Origin of the sequence: Streptomyces sp. NPDC046215 (assembly GCF_040646215.1) — a bacterium.
Classification (GTDB): Bacteria; Actinomycetota; Actinomycetes; order Streptomycetales; family Streptomycetaceae; genus Streptomyces; species Streptomyces stramineus.
Window position 1 is genome coordinate 14,526 of the sequence record NZ_JBEYZW010000083.1, and the last position, 15,402, is coordinate 29,927.

At 73.3% G+C, this 15,402-nt stretch carries 15 protein-coding genes; 5 read left to right on the plus strand and 10 right to left on the minus strand.

What is annotated here, in order from left to right; all coding sequences use genetic code 11:
* Window positions 1–3: 3 nt before the first annotated feature.
* The 3 genes from ABZ951_RS27385 to ABZ951_RS27395 form a co-directional block, all read right to left on the minus strand.
* Window positions 4–300 carry a DUF4193 domain-containing protein gene (locus ABZ951_RS27385; protein ID WP_344094555.1) on the minus strand — a complete coding sequence of 99 codons (297 nt, stop codon included), beginning with the start codon at window positions 298–300 and terminating at the stop codon, window positions 4–6.
* Window positions 301–698: 398 nt separating this feature from the next.
* Entirely contained in the window at window positions 699–1,976 is a 1,278-nt protein-coding gene (locus ABZ951_RS27390; RefSeq protein WP_344094557.1) for a HAMP domain-containing sensor histidine kinase, read from the minus strand.
* Window positions 1,977–1,981: 5 nt separating this feature from the next.
* Complete coding sequence (locus tag ABZ951_RS27395) at window positions 1,982–2,635, minus strand: response regulator transcription factor (protein WP_184738539.1); 654 nt, start codon at window positions 2,633–2,635, stop codon at window positions 1,982–1,984.
* A 350-nt stretch (window positions 2,636–2,985) separates the two neighbouring features.
* Here ABZ951_RS27395 and ABZ951_RS27400 point away from each other — a divergent pair, with 350 nt between their 5' ends.
* Complete coding sequence (locus ABZ951_RS27400) at window positions 2,986–3,153, plus strand: hypothetical protein (RefSeq protein WP_344094566.1); 168 nt, start codon at window positions 2,986–2,988, stop codon at window positions 3,151–3,153.
* A 120-nt stretch (window positions 3,154–3,273) separates the two neighbouring features.
* On the opposite strand, the gene ABZ951_RS27405 is transcribed toward ABZ951_RS27400, so the two are convergent.
* The gene (locus ABZ951_RS27405) at window positions 3,274–4,086 is read right to left on the minus strand and encodes an inositol monophosphatase family protein (protein WP_344094568.1); all 813 of its coding nucleotides are present in this window, start codon (window positions 4,084–4,086) and stop codon (window positions 3,274–3,276) included.
* A gap of 27 nt (window positions 4,087–4,113) precedes the next feature.
* Entirely contained in the window at window positions 4,114–5,253 is a 1,140-nt protein-coding gene (locus ABZ951_RS27410) for a ferrochelatase (RefSeq protein WP_344094571.1), read from the minus strand.
* Window positions 5,254–5,404: 151 nt separating this feature from the next.
* On the opposite strand from ABZ951_RS27410, the gene ABZ951_RS27415 reads away from it, so the two are divergent.
* Both ABZ951_RS27415 and ABZ951_RS27420 read left to right on the plus strand, forming a co-directional pair.
* A complete protein-coding gene (locus ABZ951_RS27415) occupies window positions 5,405–6,667 on the plus strand; it encodes an MFS transporter (RefSeq protein ID WP_344094574.1) in 1,263 nt (420 codons plus the stop codon).
* On the plus strand, window positions 6,636–7,946 hold the full coding sequence (locus ABZ951_RS27420; protein ID WP_344094577.1) for a D-arabinono-1,4-lactone oxidase: 1,311 nt from the start codon (window positions 6,636–6,638) through the stop codon (window positions 7,944–7,946). The genes ABZ951_RS27415 and ABZ951_RS27420 overlap by 32 nt, the downstream gene beginning before the upstream one ends.
* Window positions 7,947–8,106: 160 nt before the next feature.
* Here ABZ951_RS27420 and ABZ951_RS27425 read toward each other — a convergent pair whose 3' ends face one another.
* Complete coding sequence (locus ABZ951_RS27425; RefSeq protein WP_344094580.1) at window positions 8,107–9,210, minus strand: hypothetical protein; 1,104 nt, start codon at window positions 9,208–9,210, stop codon at window positions 8,107–8,109.
* Between the two features lie 347 nt (window positions 9,211–9,557).
* On the opposite strand from ABZ951_RS27425, the gene sepH reads away from it, so the two are divergent.
* Complete coding sequence (sepH, locus tag ABZ951_RS27430; protein WP_344094582.1) at window positions 9,558–10,691, plus strand: septation protein SepH; 1,134 nt, start codon at window positions 9,558–9,560, stop codon at window positions 10,689–10,691.
* Window positions 10,692–10,748: 57 nt separating this feature from the next.
* Here the strand turns inward: sepH and ABZ951_RS27435 are convergent, their stop codons facing one another.
* Window positions 10,749–11,585 carry a sulfurtransferase gene (locus ABZ951_RS27435; protein WP_344094584.1) on the minus strand — a complete coding sequence of 279 codons (837 nt, stop codon included), beginning with the start codon at window positions 11,583–11,585 and terminating at the stop codon, window positions 10,749–10,751.
* 285 nt (window positions 11,586–11,870) lie between these two features.
* Here ABZ951_RS27435 and ABZ951_RS27440 point away from each other — a divergent pair, with 285 nt between their 5' ends.
* Window positions 11,871–12,683, plus strand: coding sequence for a VOC family protein (locus ABZ951_RS27440; RefSeq protein WP_344094586.1), 813 nt, complete (start codon window positions 11,871–11,873; stop codon window positions 12,681–12,683).
* On the opposite strand, the gene ABZ951_RS27445 is transcribed toward ABZ951_RS27440, so the two are convergent.
* From ABZ951_RS27445 to ABZ951_RS27455, 3 genes are all read right to left on the minus strand, one after another.
* Entirely contained in the window at window positions 12,658–13,329 is a 672-nt protein-coding gene (locus ABZ951_RS27445) for a thymidine kinase (RefSeq protein ID WP_344094589.1), read from the minus strand. The genes ABZ951_RS27440 and ABZ951_RS27445 overlap by 26 nt on opposite strands.
* Window positions 13,330–13,397: 68 nt before the next feature.
* A complete protein-coding gene (locus ABZ951_RS27450) occupies window positions 13,398–14,606 on the minus strand; it encodes a nucleotide pyrophosphatase/phosphodiesterase family protein (protein ID WP_344094592.1) in 1,209 nt (402 codons plus the stop codon).
* On the minus strand, window positions 14,606–15,193 hold the full coding sequence (locus ABZ951_RS27455; RefSeq protein ID WP_344094595.1) for a DUF5998 family protein: 588 nt from the start codon (window positions 15,191–15,193) through the stop codon (window positions 14,606–14,608). The genes ABZ951_RS27450 and ABZ951_RS27455 overlap by 1 nt, the downstream gene beginning before the upstream one ends.
* Window positions 15,194–15,402 lie beyond the last annotated feature (209 nt).

Sequence of the window (15,402 nt, forward strand, 5' to 3'; positions counted from 1 at the left end):
TCCTCAGTCGCAGTCGCGGCAGATGGGCTGACCGTTCTTCTCGCGGGCCAGCTGGCTGCGGTGGTGCACGAGGAAGCAGCTCATGCAGGTGAACTCGTCGGCCTGCCGGGGCAGGACCCGGACGGACAGCTCCTCGTTGGAGAGGTCCGCGCCGGGCAGCTCCAGACCCTCGGCGGCCTCGAAGTCGTCGACGTCTACCGACGAGGTCGACTTGTCGTTCCGCCGGGCCTTCAGTTCTTCGATGCTGTCCTCGTTGACATCATCATCGGTCTTGCGTGGGGTGTCGTAGTCCGTTGCCATGTCGCTCTCCCCCTCTGGGTGTCTGCGGTGTCTCCAGCGCACGTAACGCGTGAGAGGCCGGACTTGTGCCCGACCCGAGGCGGAGATTTTGCCTCACATCAAGGTCTGTTACTCAATCGACACCCAACCGCACACCTGAAGAGGTGATGGGTATGGATGGCGAACGGGACCGTACACGGTCCGATTGCCGCATGCGGATGCGCCATCACGTGTACTTCCCGTGATCAGGACCTCCGGAAACCCCCATTTTCCCGGCGTTCCGGCGGCCCGGCCGATCACGGAGAGTGGATGGCCGGAAGTTTGCGCATGTGAGCGATCACACACGCCTACAGCAAGGGGCGGACCGTGAAAATTCCGCCCAAAGCGAACCAGCAGCCGCCCTATTCTCGCAGAGTTTCTCAGGTCGGCAGCACCACTCTCATGATCAGCCCGCCCCCTTCCCGGGGTTCGGCCGAGATCCGCCCTCCGTGGGCCCGGGCCACCGAGCGCACGATCGACAGTCCGAGGCCGACGCCCTTGTCGCTGCCGGTGCGCTCGGTGCGCAGCCGGCGGAACGGCTCGAAGATGTTGTCCAGCTCGTACGCCGGGACGACCGGGCCGGTGTTCTCCACCACCAGCAGCGCCTGGCCGGGCTGGGAGCGGGTGGTCACCTCGACCCAGCCGTCGGGAGTGTTGTAGCGCACCGCGTTCTGCACGAGGTTCAGCGCGATCCGCTCCAGGAGCACGCCGTTGCCCTGGACGACCGCGGGCTCCCGGGCGCCCCGCAGCTCCACGCCCTTGTCCTGGGCCTCCGTGCGGGCCTGGTCCAGGGCCCTGGAGGCCACCTCGGCCAGGTCCACGGGCTTGCGGTCCACGATCTCGTTGTCGCTGCGGGCGAGCAGCAGCAGGCCCTCCACGAGCTGCTCGCTGCGCTCGTTGGTGGCCAGCAGGGTCTTGCCGAGCTGGAGGAGGTCGGGCGAGGCGCCCGGGTCGGAGAGGTGGACCTCCAGCAGGGTCCGGTTGATCGCCAGCGGGGTCCGCAGCTCGTGCGAGGCGTTGGCCACGAAGCGCTGCTGCGCGGTGAACGCCCGCTCCAGCCGGTCGAGCATCTCGTCGAAGGTGTCGGAGAGCTCCTTCAACTCGTCCTCCGGCCCACCCAGTTCGATGCGCCGGGAGAGATCGGTGGCGGCGACCCGGCGGGCCGTGCGGGTCATCTTGCCCAGCGGCGAGAGGACCCTGCCGGCCATGGCGTAGCCGAAGGCGAAGGCGATCACGGCGAGGCCGAGCAGGGCGAGCAGCGAGCGCTTGAGCAGGCCGTCCAGGGCCATGGCGCGCTGGTGCTCCATGCACTGGCGCAGGCCGCTCATGAAGACGTCGCTGTTGTTGGTGGAGCCGAGGTTCTTGCAGGTCGCGCTCGTTTCGACCTGGGCGCTGACGATCCGGAACGGCAGCTCGTTGCCCTGCCGCAGGGCGTCCGCCGCCAGCAGGTAGATGATCGTCAGCAGCAGCACGCCGGCCATCAGGAACATCCCGCCGTACAGCAGGGTGAGCCTTATCCGGATCGTGGGGCGCAGCCAGGGGAAGGGCCGCACGACGGGCTGGCGCGGGTCCCAGGTGGGTTTGGGCGGGGTTGAACGATCGGCGCGGTCGGCTGCCTGCGGGGCCGGGGAGGGCGTGGGGGGAGGCGTGGCGGGCATCGCGCTCAGATCCGGTATCCCGAGCCGGGCACGGTGACGATCACCGCGGGCTCACCGAGCTTGCGGCGCAGGGTCATGACCGTGACGCGGACGACGTTGGTGAAGGGGTCGGTGTTCTCGTCCCAGGCCTTCTCCAGCAGCTGCTCGGCCGAGACCACGGCCCCCTCGCTGCGCATCAGCACCTCCAGCACCGCGAACTCCTTGGGCGCGAGCTGGACCTCGCGGCCGTCGCGGAAGACCTCGCGGCGGTTGGGGTCGAGCTTGATGCCGGCCCGCTCCAGCACGGGCGGCAGGGCCACGGTCGTGCGGCGGCCCAGGGCCCGGACGCGGGCGGTCAGCTCGCTGAACGCGAAGGGCTTGGGCAGGTAGTCGTCGGCGCCGATCTCCAGGCCCTCCACGCGGTCGCTGACGTCGCCGGAGGCGGTGAGCATCAGGACGCGGGTGGGCATGCCGAGCTCGACGACCTTGCGGCAGACGTCGTCGCCGTGCACGAGCGGGAGGTCCCGGTCGAGCACGATGACGTCGTAGTCGTTGACGGCGATGCGCTCCAGGGCGGCGGCCCCGTCGTACACGACGTCGACGGCCATGGCCTCCCGGCGCAGTCCGGTGGCGACGGCATCGGCGAGCAGCTGCTCGTCCTCGACGACGAGTACGCGCACGGCGTGGTCCTTCCTTCGGAGCCTTGGGGACAAGGCGTGTATTTGACACCGGTGGGTGTGTCCATCCTGCCTCGAACGCCGATAAACCGGCCGTAAGGGGGCTTGCGGTGGCCTGCGGGCGGTCGGTGGGGGCCGGGATTCCGGATTGCCGGGGGAGCGCAGGTTTCCCCCGGGACGGCCGTGGGGAAGACGACTGCACACCCGCGATCACGCCCCGGCAGCAGCACGCCGCCGTCCGCCGCCGCCCCCGCGGGGCGGCGGGCGTGATCGTCTCTCCTCCGGTCTCCGGCCGGGGGGACCCCCAGGCACACCCCCGTGCCGTGAGCCGACCCTGGAGGGGGCGCCGCACCATGGACGCGTTCACCGCTGGCATTCTGCAGCGCATAGAGAGCACCCGGTCCGACCTGGACCAGGCCCGCAGGTCGGGCGACGAATTCCTCGCCGAGGTGGAGCAGTCGGCCCTGGAGGACCTGCACCGGCTGGCCGCCGAGCACGGAGTGCAGGTCAGCGCCGTTTAGCGGCTCCGGCCGGGCCGAGATCCACCGAAACTTCACGGGTACGCGCGAGCGCCCCGGTGCCTTAGGGCACCGGGGCGCTCTGCTGCGTCCTGCTGTCCCGCGCGGACCGGGGGCCCTGCTTCAGCCCTGCCAGGCCCCCAGCTCCTCCAGGCGGGCCTGGAGGGGCTCGAAGAGGCCCCGGGGGGCGGCCACGGTCAGCTCGGTGGACGCCGGCCGGCCCGGGCGGCCGCCGGTCAGGGCGCCGGCCTCGCGGGCGATCAGGGCGCCGGCGGCGTAGTCCCAGGGGTTCAGGCCCCGCTCGTAGTAGCCGTCGAGCCGGCCGCAGGCGACGTCGCACAGGTCGATGGCCGCAGACCCGCCCCGGCGGATGTCGCGGACCTCGGGCAGCAGGGAGCGCAGCACCTCGGCCTGGGAGGCGCGCCGGGAGGCCAGGTAGCCGAAGCCGGTGCCGATCAGGGCGTGCTCCGGGGCGGGCGCGGGGCGGACCCGCAGCCGTCGGTCGGCGGCGAAGGCGCCCTCGCCGAGGACGGCCCGGTAGGTCTCGCCGCGCATGGGGGCGGCGACGACCCCGACGACCGCCTCGCCGTCGATCTCGGCGGCGATGGACACCGCCCAGGACGGCAGGCCGTAGAGGTAGTTGACGGTGCCGTCGATGGGGTCGATGACCCAGCGGACACCGCTCGTGCCGGCGCTGCTGGCGCCCTCCTCCCCCAGCAGCCCGTCGGCGGGCCGCCGCTCGGCGAGGTAGCCGGTGATCAGCTTCTCGGCGGCGATGTCCATCTCGGTGACGACGTCGATGGAGCTGGTCTTGGTGGCGGCCACGCCCAGGTCGGCCGGCCGGCCGTCGCGCAGCAGCGTGCCGGCCAGCTCGGCGGCCTCCAGGGCAACGGCCAGCAGTTCGGCTTTGAGGGGGCCGGTGGACACGTCGTTCACGGTGCTCCTGTCGTTCAGGGTGGTGATTTACGCGTACGGGCTGTCGGCTCCCGCGGCGGCCGGGCGCGGTGCGCGGGCCGGGCAGCAGCCGACGGGACAGAGGTCGTGGGAGGGGCCGAGGGCGCCCAGGGCGCAGCGCTCGGGCGCGAGGCCGCGCTCGGTGGCCGCGCGCTCCAGGACCAGCTCGCGCACGGCGGCGGCGAAGCGCGGGTCGGCGCCGACGGTGGCGGCGCGGGCGACCGGCAGGCCGAGGCCGGCGGCCTTGGCGGCGGCCTCGGTGTCGAGGTCGTACAGGACCTCCATGTGGTCCGAGACGAAGCCGATGGGAACCATGACGACGGCCGGGGCGCCCGCGCCGTGCAGGGTCTCCAGGTGGTCGCAGATGTCGGGTTCGAGCCAGGGGGTGTGCGGGGCGCCGCTGCGGGACTGGTAGACGAGCTGCCAGGGGTGGTCGGTGCCGGTCGCCTCGCGCACCGCCTCGGCGACGAGCCGGGCGACGTCGAGGTGCTGGGCGACGTAGGCGCCGCCGTCCCCGTGGCCCTCGGCCGGGCCGGAGGTGTCGGCGGCGGCGGTGGGGATGGAGTGGGTGGTGAAGGCCAGGTGCGCGCCGGCCCGCACGGCCTCGGGCAGCTCGGCGAGGGCCGCCACGGTGGCGTCGGCCATGGGCCGGACGAAGCCGGGGTGGTTGAAGTAGTGGCGCAGCTTGTCCACGCGCGGTGGGGTCAGGCCCTCGCCCTCCAGGGTGGCCAGGGCGTCCGCGAGGTTCTCGCGGTACTGGCGGCAGCCCGAGTACGAGGCGTAGGCGCTGGTGGCCAGGGTGAGGACGCGGCGGTGCCCGGCCGCGGTCAGCTCGCGCAGGGTGTCGGTCAGGTACGGCGCCCAGTTGCGGTTGCCCCAGTGGACGGGGAGGTCGACGCCGTGCTCGGCGAAGTCCTCGCGCAGGGCCTTCAGCAGCTCCCGGTTCTGGCCGTTGATCGGGCTGACGCCGCCGAAGAGGAAGTAGTGCTGCCCGACCTCCTTGAGCCGCTCGCGGGGGATGCCGCGGCCGCGTGTGACGTTCTCCAGGAACGGGACGACGTCGTCCGGTCCTTCGGGGCCGCCGAAGGAGAGCAGCAACAGGGCGTCGTAGGGGGCTGTTGCTGGCTGATCTGCTGGCTGATCCGACATGTGTCCGATCCTGCCACCCGCCACGGACAGCCGGGAAATGACCGTGCGGCGCGTGCGGGCGGGCACGTAAGCTGTATCGACCAATTACGTGCCTTACCGGGAGTCTCGTCCTTCCGGCCCCCGCTCCGCCCGACCCTCTGGTGGCCCCGCCTTGCCCAGTCCCTACCGCGCGATCTTCGCCGCTCCCGGCGCCAAGGGCTTCTCCGCGGCCGGCTTCCTCGGCCGGATGCCGCTGTCGATGATGGGCATCGGCATCGTCACCATGGTCTCCCAGCTGACCGGCCGGTACGGGCTGGCCGGGGCCCTCTCGGCAACCCTCGCGATATCCGCCGCCGTGCTCGGCCCGCAGATCTCCCGCCTGGTCGACCGGCACGGCCAGCGCCGGGTGCTGCGCCCGGCGACGCTGGTGGCCGTGGTCTCCGTCGCGGGGCTGCTGCTCAGCGCGCAGCAGCGGTGGCCGGACTGGACGCTGTTCGCCTTCTCCGCGTGCGCGGGCTGCGTGCCGAGCGTGGGATCGATGGTGCGGGCGCGGTGGGCGGCCGTCTACCGGGGGCGGCGCGAGCTGCACACCGCCTACGCCTTCGAGTCGGTCGTGGACGAGGTGTGCTTCATCTTCGGGCCGATCCTCTCGATCGGCCTGTCCACGGCCTGGTTCCCGGAGGCCGGGCCGCTGCTGGCCGCCGGCTTCCTGGCGGTGGGTGTGCTGTGGCTGACGGCGCAGCGGGCGACCGAGCCCGAGCCGCACCCCCGCGGGCACCACGCCGGGGGCTCTCCGCTCGCCTCCCGGGGGCTGCAGGTCCTGGTGGCGACGTTCGTCGCCATGGGCGTCATCTTCGGGGCCGTCGACGTGGTGACCGTGGCCTTCGCCGAGGAGCGGGGCCACAAGGCCGCGGCGAGCCTGGTCCTGGCGACGTACGCGCTGGGTTCCTGCCTGGCGGGGGCCGTCTTCGGGCTGCTGCACCTCAAGGGCGACCCGGCCCGGCGCTGGCTGTGGGGCATCTGTGCGATGGCCGTGAGTATGATCCCCCTCCAGTTGGTCGGGAGCCTGCCGTTCCTGGCCGTGGCGCTCTTTGTCGCGGGTCTGTCCATCGCGCCGACGATGGTGACGACGATGGCCCTCGTCGAACAGCATGTACCGCGCGCGAAGCTGACCGAGGGCATGACCTGGACGAGCACCGGGCTCGCGGTCGGGGTGGCACTGGGATCGTCGGCCGCCGGCTGGGTGGTGGACGCCTCCGGGGCGGCCGCGGGGTACCTGGTGGCCGGCGTGGCGGGAGTGCTCGCGGCGGCGGTCGCGTTCCTCGGGTACCGCCGGCTCCGCGTGCCGGCGCCGCAGCGGCCGGGGGGACCCGCGCCGCAGGCAAGGGGAGGGTCTGTCACTGATGGCGGGAACGAACAGCAGCGCGTGGCGTAACTGGGCGGGGAACGTCACCGCCCACCCCCGGAACGCCCTGGCACCGGCCTCCACCGAGGAGGTCGCCGAGGCCGTCGCGAAGGCCGCCGCGCGGGGCCTGCGGGTGAAAGCGGCCGGCAGCGGCCACTCCTTCACCGCCGCGGCGGCCACCGACGGCCTGCTGATACGCCCCGGCCGCCTCACCGGCTTCCGCGCGCTGGACCGCGCGGCCGGGACGGTCACGGTGGCCGCCGGAACCACGCTCCGGCGGCTGAACGAAACCCTGTCCGCCCACGGCCTGTCCCTGGCCAACATGGGCGACATCATGGAACAGACCGTCTCCGGGGCCGTCAGCACCGGCACCCACGGCACGGGCCGCACCTCGGGGTCGTTAGCGGCCCAGGTCACGGGCCTGGAGCTGGTGACGGCGGACGGCTCGGTGCTCACTTGCTCGGCGGCGGAGAACCCGGAGGTCTTCGCGGCGGCCCGGCTGGGGCTCGGCGCCCTGGGGGTGATCACCGCGATCACCTTCGCGGTGGAGCCCGAGTTCCTCCTGCGGGCCGTGGAGGAGCCGATGCCCCTCGACCGGGTCACCGCGGACTTCGACCGGCTCGTCGCGGAGAACGAACACTTCGAGTTCTACTGGTTCCCGCACACCGCCGGCTGCACCACCAAGCGCAACAACCGCGCCGCGGGCCCGGCCGCGCCGCCCGGCCGGCTGAGCGCCTGGGTCGAGGACGAGCTGCTGTCCAACGGCCTCTTCCAGGCCGTCTGCTCGGTGGGCCGCGCCGTGCCCGCGGCGGTACCGGCCATGGCCAGGGTCACCGGCCGCGCCCTGTCGGCCCGCACGTACACCGATGTCCCGTACAAGGTCTTCACCAGCCCGCGCCGGGTCCGCTTCCTGGAGATGGAGTACGCGGTGCCGCGCGAGGCGGCCATGGCGGCGCTCCTCGAACTGCGGGCGGCGATCGAGCGCTCCCGGCTGCGGATCGGCTTCCCCGTGGAGGTGCGGACCGCCCCGGCCGACGACATCCCGCTGTCGACCGCCTACGGCCGGGACACCGCCTACATCGCCGTGCACCAGTACCGGGGCACCCCGCACCGGGCGTACTTCACCGCCGCCGAGCGGATCATGACGGCCCACGGCGGGCGGCCGCACTGGGGAAAGCTGCACAGCCGCGACGCGGCCTACCTGGCGGGGGCCTATCCGCGGTTCGCGGAGTTCTGCGCGCTGCGGGACCGGCTGGACCCGGAGCGCGTCTTCGGCAACGACTACCTGCGGCGGGTGCTCGGGGGCTAGCCGCCCTGGCCTGCGGTTTTCGGCTGCGGCCCGTCGTTGCCGCCTGCGGCGGCGGGCGCCCTGCGGGCGCGTCCTCAATCGCCGGACGGGCTGATTTCAGCCCGTCCGGCGATTGAGGACACCGCCGCGCAGCGGTGGTGCACCCCCACGAACTGCCGCCCTAGGAGACCGTGCCGGCCGCCGCGTTCTGTCCCTGCGGCGGCGTGGGGGCGGTGCGGCCGCCCCCGGTGCCCTGGGCCGCGGCGTCTCCCCCGGAGCCCTTGCCGTCGTCGCCGCCCTTGCCGCTGTCGGGCGTCGGGCCGGGGTTGCTCGGGTTCGGCTTCGGGGAGGGCGTGGAATCGCCGGAGGGCTTGGGGGACGGCGCCGAGGGCGTCGGGTCCGGCTTGTCCGTACCGTCCGTGCCGCTGCCGGGCCGGGAGGCGTCGGGGCCGGGGGTCGGACCTCCGTCCTCGCCCTCACCGCTCTCCCGGCCGCCGTCCCGCGAGTGGCCGGGGTCGGGGGCCGGAGTGTGCTGGTCCTCCTGCTTCTTCTCCGGCTTGCCGCCCACGAGCTGGGTGATCGTCGTCGTGCCCTTACCACCGTCGGCGCTCTTGTCGCTGACCAGCTCGACCGCGGTGACCGTGCCCATGGCGAGCACGAAGATCGCCCCGGCGGCCAGCAGCGGGCGCTTCCAGCCGCGCAGCCGGGTGCCGTGCGTCGTGCCCCCGGTGTAGGCGTCGTCCGGCTGCCCGGCGCCGTGGGGGTGCGGGAAGCTCGTGGTGGTGCGTGGGTCCATGGGCGCGCCCGCGCCTGCGCCGCTGTGCTCCGGCGTGCGACCTGCCGTATGCAACAGCTGTGTCTCGTCCTCGGGGGGCGGCGTCCGGGCCGCGTCGACGCCCGGTATCAGCTGCGTGGCGTCAACCTTCCCGATCAGCTGGGTGCGGTCGGTATCGGCGCCGTGCGGGGCCGCGGAGTGCCCGGCCGCGCGGTGCACGGCCCGGCCGGCGTCCCGTACCGGGACCTGGCGCAGCCTCGGCTGGGCCGCCTGGGCCGTCGCCTCGCGGAGCTGCTCGCCCGTACGTTTGAACAAGTGCTGGAAAATCGTGCCGCCGGAGGTGGCCACGATGCTCACGACGCCGGCGCCGATGACGGTGCCGTACACCCCGAGTTTGCCCGCGAGCAGGGCGGCGATCACCGCCGCCAGAGCACTGCCGGCGACCTGCGCGACACTGAGTTCCAGACGCTTGTTCTTCTGTTTTGCCTCGCTTTCGCCTTTGTCGTCCATCTCCTGCCTCTGTTAGCGCTTCGGTCCCTCTTATGGATAGAAGAGACATTCGAGCGTAACGAACAGTTCCGGATCAGGCGATTGTGTGAACCTCGACACCAGGACAACAGCCGTCCGTGTCGGGGGCTCGCGACCAACTCCCTTCTCCCGCGTGAACTTCGATGGCGCGCCGATCCACCCCCCGTGGCCCGAATGGAGTACTGTGGCGAGCCCTGGCCCCGGTGTCCCGTCCGGCTGCCCGGACCCGACGGGAGGGGCCCAGGGCGGCTCTCGCCCCGTCAACTCGGCAATGTTGTGGCAGGCTGCACCCGGGCAGGCCACACTCGACTAGGGAAGCAGCGACGCAGGTGACGTCGGCAGGCACCACCCGGGAGGTCCCCATGCCCGAACTGCGTGTCGTGGCCGTCTCCAACGACGGCACACGACTGGTGCTCAAGGCTGCGGACAGCACGGAGTACACCCTTCCCATCGACGAACGGCTGCGCGCCGCGGTGCGCAACGACCGTGCTCGCCTGGGCCAGATCGAGATCGAGGTCGAGAGCCATCTCCGCCCTCGTGACATCCAGGCCCGTATACGCGCAGGTGCCTCCGCCGAGGAGGTCGCACAGCTCGCGGGGATCCCGGTCGAGCGGGTCCGCAGGTTCGAGGGTCCGGTGCTCGCCGAGCGCGCGTTCATGGCCGAGCGCGCCCGCAAGACCCCCGTCAGACGCCCCGGCGAGAACACCGGGCCGCAGCTCGGTGAGTCCGTCGCGGAGCGGCTGGCGCTGCGCGGGGCCGAGAAGGACACCGCCCAGTGGGATTCCTGGCGCCGCGACGACGGCACCTGGGAGGTCCTGCTCGTCTACCGGGCGGCCGGTGAGCCGCGCGCGGCGAGCTGGTCGTTCGACCCGCCGAGGCGGATCGTTCAGGCGATGGACGCCGAGGCCCGGGCCCTCATCGGCGAGGCCGACGACACGCCCGAGCCGAGCTTCCCCTTCGTGCCGCGCATCGCGCGCCTGCCGCGCGACCGGCCGCTGGACCGAAGCCTGGACCGGCCCGCCGACCGGAGCGTCGACCGGGCGGGGGACCGCGCCTCGGACCGGCAGCAGCCGCCCGCGCCGCCCGCCCCTCCGGAGGCGGACACGGAGCCCGCGGCGGAGGTGACGGCCAGGGAGCGCGATTCCCTGACGAGTCTGCTCGAAGCCGTGCCCAGTTTCCGGGGCGACATGGTGGTGCCCGAGGCACCGTCGGTGATCCCGGTGGCCGAGGAGCCCGAGGAGGAGCCGGAGGCCGTCGAGCCCCCGGCACCCGCGGCGAGCGCGGGCGCCGGCGCGGCGTACGCGGACGTCCTGATGCCGCGCTCCGTGGCCGGCCACCGGGACCGGCTGACCGGCACGACGGACCGTCAGGCGGAGGCGGACGGCGTCCGGCCCGGCCGGCGGGCGGCGGTCCCCAGCTGGGACGAGATCGTCTTCGGCACCCGGCGCAAGAAACAGGAATAACGGGCTCGGGCCAGGGCCGGGGGCAGGGGTAGCGGCGCACCGCTACCCCTGTTCCCGTCAGCCCGGCTGCGCTCCCGTGGCCACGGGGCGGCTCCCGTCGGCGGACCACTCGCTCCACGAACCGACGTAGAGGGCCGCCGGGACGCCCGCCAGCGCCAGGGCCAGCACCTCGTGCGCGCCCGAGACCCCCGAGCCGCAGTAGACGCCCACCTCCGCACCGGGCTTCGCGCCCAGGGCCGCGAAGCGCTCGGCGAGCTCCCGCGCGGGCCGGAACACCCCCTCCTCGGTGACGTTCTCCGTCGTCGGGGCGTTGACCGCGCCGGGGATGTGCCCGGCCACCGCGTCGAGCGGCTCCACCTCGCCCCGGTACCGCTCCCCCGCACGGGCGTCCAGCAGGACGCCCCGGCGGGCGAGGGCCGCCGCGCCGTCCGCGTCGAGCAGCGGCAGCGCGCCCGGCGCCGGGGTGAAGTCACCCGGCTCCGCCCGCGATTCCCCGGCCGTGAGCGTGCCGCCCCGCGCGATCCACGCCGCGAGCCCGCCGTCGAGGACCCGTACGTCGCCGTGGCCCGCCCAGCGGAGCATCCACCAGGCGCGGGCGGCACCCCAGCCCTTGTCCCCGTCGTAGACGACGACGGGGCGGTCCGAGCGCACCCCCGCGCGGCGCATCGCCGCGCCGAAGACCTCGGTGTCCGGCAGCGGGTGCCGGCCCTTCTCCCCCGGCGCTCCGGCGAGTTCGGCGTCGAGGTCCACATAGGCCGCTCCGGGCAGGTGACCGGCCTCGTAGTCGGGCCGGCCGTTCGGCCCGCCCAGCCGGTAGCGGACGTCCAGCAGCACCGGCGGCCGTTCCCCGGACAGGGCGGCCATGAGTTCGAGTGCGGTAATGGTGGCGTTCATGGCCCCATCCTGGCGTAGCCGACCATGCGCCGGGAGGCCCCCTGGCCAGACGCCGCACAGCTGATCGATACTGAACGGCAATGGCGCCGAAACGGAACGTAGTCGAGACGCAACCGAAACGCGACATCGGGCATTCTCCTGCGGGAACCCGTGAATCCCGGCGCGGCCGGGGGGCGCACCACGGCAGGTGGTGCAAACATCTGGACGTGCCCCGTCCCGTACCACCCCGCGCGCCGCACGGCGCGGGACGCGCGGCCACCACGATGGTCCGAGGAGAGAGTGACGATGACCGAGGTTTGGGGGTCACCCCAGCAGCGCACGGGGGAGACTCGGCACACCCCAGGCACCCCGTGCTGGACCAGTCTCCTGGCGCACGACCTGGAATCGATCAAGGACTTCTACAGCGGTCTGTTCGGCTGGTCGTACTACAGCCCCGGACCGCGTCAACTGGGCCCGTACGTACGGGCGACGCTCGACGGCCGCGATGTGGCCGGGCTCGGTGAGCTGTCGCCGGGCCAGGAGCTGCCGACGGCCTGGACCACGTACCTCGCCAGCGACGACGCGGACGGGACGGCGGAGTGGATCCGCTGCTCCGGCGGCACGGTGGGGGTGGGCCCGCTGACAGCGGGCGACGCCGGGCGCCTGGTGCTCGCCTCCGACCCGACCGGGGCGCCGTTCGGCGTCTGGCAGGGCCGCAAGCTGGTGGGCCCTCAGCTGACGGGCGTTCCGGGCACCCCGGTGTGGCACGAGCTGGTGACCCGCCGGGCCGAGGCCGTCGTCAGGTTCTACCAGGCGCTGTTCGGCTACGAGGCGAAGCCGGGGGACCCGGCCGCCTCCACGGGGACCGACTACCTCACCCTGCGGCTCGACGGCCGTCCGGTCGCCGCGCTCCGCGGGGTCGGGGCCGGGCTGCCGCGCGGGCACGGCCCGCACTGGATGACGCACTTCGAGGTGGCGGACACCCCGGCCGCCGTCCGGCGGGTGCTGGAGCTGGGCGGTCAGGTGCTGGCACCCCCGCACGAGGAGCCGGCCGGTCAGGTGGCCAGGGTCATGGACCCGGAGGGCGCGGTCTTCAGTCTCGTCCGGACGGCCCGTTAGCCGGGTCCACGGGCAGCACGTCGGGCGAGAGGGCCGCGGCGCGGGCCGCGGCCGCCGTCAGCCGGCGGCGGTGATGGCGGCGGCACAGCACCTCGTAACCCACCACCGTCTCGGGCTGATTGACGTCGCCGACGACGACCTGCGCGCCCTCGACGACCATCTGCCCGCCGACCGTGCGGGCGTTGTGCGTGGCCCGGGCCCCGCACCAGCACAGGGCCTCGACCTGGAGGACCTCTATCCGGTCGGCGAGCTCCACCAGGCGCTGGGAGCCGGGGAAGAGCTTGGTGCGGAAGTCGGTGGTGATGCCGAAGGCGAAGACGTCGAGTTCGAGGTCGTCGACGATGCGGGCGAGCTGGTCGATCTGTTCGGGGGCGAGGAACTGGGCCTCGTCGGCGATGACGTAGTCCGCGCGGCCGCCCGCGGAGAGGTGGGCGACGATGTGCGCGTAGAAATCGAACCCCTCACCCGCCTCGACGGAGTCGGTGACCAGGCCGAGCCGGGAGGACAGCTTGCCCTCACCCGCGCGGTCGTTGCGGGTGTAGATCATCCCCTGCAGGCCGCGGGTGGACCGGTTGTGCTCGATCTGCAGAGCGAGGGTGCTCTTTCCGCAGTCCATGGTTCCGGAGAAGAACACCAGCTCGGGCATGGGAAAGCCAATGCCTTTCGTGAATCGTCGCGTTCGTGGGGGGAGTTCGGGGGCCGCGCGGGGCGGGGTCAGGACCGCACTTCGAGGAGCGGTACCAGCTGCTCGACGGGGGTCATGGAGCCGTGCAGGCCCACCATCATGGATTCGTTCGGCTCGGTCTCGGTGGCGACGATCGCGATGTCGTCGCGGGCCGCGGCGACGACGTCGCCGATCCGCCCGTGGACCCGGTCGTCCACCCCGTCCCCCGGCCGCCCGAACCAGCCGGCCTCGATCGCCTCGTCCCGGCCGGCGACCCACATCTGCTCGCCGAGCACCTCGCGCCAGACCGCCAGGACATCGGCGGCGGCGCCGGGCACGGCGTAGACGTGGCGGGCCCGGGCCTCGCCGCCGAGGAGGGCGACGCCCGCGCGCAGCTCCCAGTCCTCGTCGAAGTCGATGCGCGACTCCGGGTCGAACGGGATGTCGATCATGCCGTGGTCGGCGGTGACGTACAGCGCGGAGCGCGGCGGCAGTTGCTCGGCGAGCCGCTGGGCGAGCCGGTCCACGTACATCAGCTGGCCACGCCACTCGTCGGAGTCGACACCGAAGCGGTGTCCCTTGCCGTCGACGTCGCTGTAGTAGGTGTAGACGAGCGAACGGTCGGCGGCGCCCAGCCGGTCGGCCGCGAGGTCCATCCGGTCCTCGCCGGAGAGCCGGCCGTGGAAGGTGCCGCCGCTCAGTGCGATCTTCGTCAGCGGGGTGTGCTGGAAGTCGGGCGCGGAGACCTGGCAGGTGTGGACCCCGGCGGCGTCCGCGAGCTGGAAGACCGTGGGGTACGGCTGCCAGGCGTGCGGGTCGGTCCACGGGCGCCAGCGCAGCTGGTTCATCAGCTGCCCGGTGGCCGGGTCGGCGACGGTGTAGCCGGGCAGGCCGTGGGCGCCGGGCGGCAGGCCCGTGCCCACCGAGGCCAGAGAGGTCGCCGTGGTGGACGGGAAGCCCGCGGTCAGGGGCAGGCCGCTGCCGTTCATCGAACCGGCCATCAGCGAGTGCAGGAACGGTGCCTCGGCAGGGTGGGCGCGCAGCAGCTCCCAGCCCAGCCCGTCGATGAGGAAGACGCACACGCGGTCGGCGGGCGCCAGCTCCAGCCCGGACGCGAGGCCGGGGACGCCCATGCCGGACGCGAGGGAGGGCAGCAGGTCGGCCAGCGAACCGGTGCCGTAGCGCGGCAGGGGTGCGGAACGCGGGTCGAGCGGGGCCGGATCGTGCCAGGCCGGGCCCGCGGTCGTCGGGTGTGCCATCAGCGGGTGGTCGCCGCGGTGGCCTCGGAGAGCGCCTGGGCGAAGGCGAGCGTCTGGCGCACGGTGTCCGGGCCGTCGCCCGCCTCGCTGACGCGCAGGCTGAGGTCGTCGGCGGTGGAGGAGCCGGTGTAGCCGTGGTCGGCGTCGCAGTTGGGGTCGCCGCAGGCGGCGGGCTCCAGGTCGATGCGGGAGACGGCGCCCCAGCCGATGGTGAGGACGACCTCACGGGGCAGCGTGCCCGGGGTGTACGCCTCGGGGTTGGCCACGACGCGGCTCAGCACGACGGAGGAGATCCGGCCGATCTTCACGGACTCGGTGGAGGTGGTGGCGTACGGGGACGGAGAGGTGCCGTCGGCCGCCTGCTCGTCGGTGTGGCTGACGATGAAGCGGTTGCCCGTGAGGACGAGGACCGTGACGTGGCGGCGGACCTCGTTGGCGTCGAACGTCGTCTCCTGGTGCACCAGGTACGACAGGACCGGCTCCCCGCCCACAGCGGCCTCCACCGCTTCGGCCACGAGGGCCGGGTAGTAGCCGCTGCGCTCGATCGCCGCGCGCAGCCCTTGGGTCGTCGTACCGGTCTTCGCCATACGCCCATCCTACGGGGCGTACGGGGTCCGGCCGTCGCGGATGCCTGTCGGCTGCGGCCTGTCGTTGCCGCCTGCGGCGGCGGGCGCCCTGCGCCTGCGGCGGGGCCGTTGCTCTGCCGCCTGCGGCGGCGGGCGCCCTGCGCCTGCGGCGGGGCCGTTGCTCTGCCGCCTGCGGCGGCGGGCGCCCTGCGCCTGCGGCGGGGCCGTTG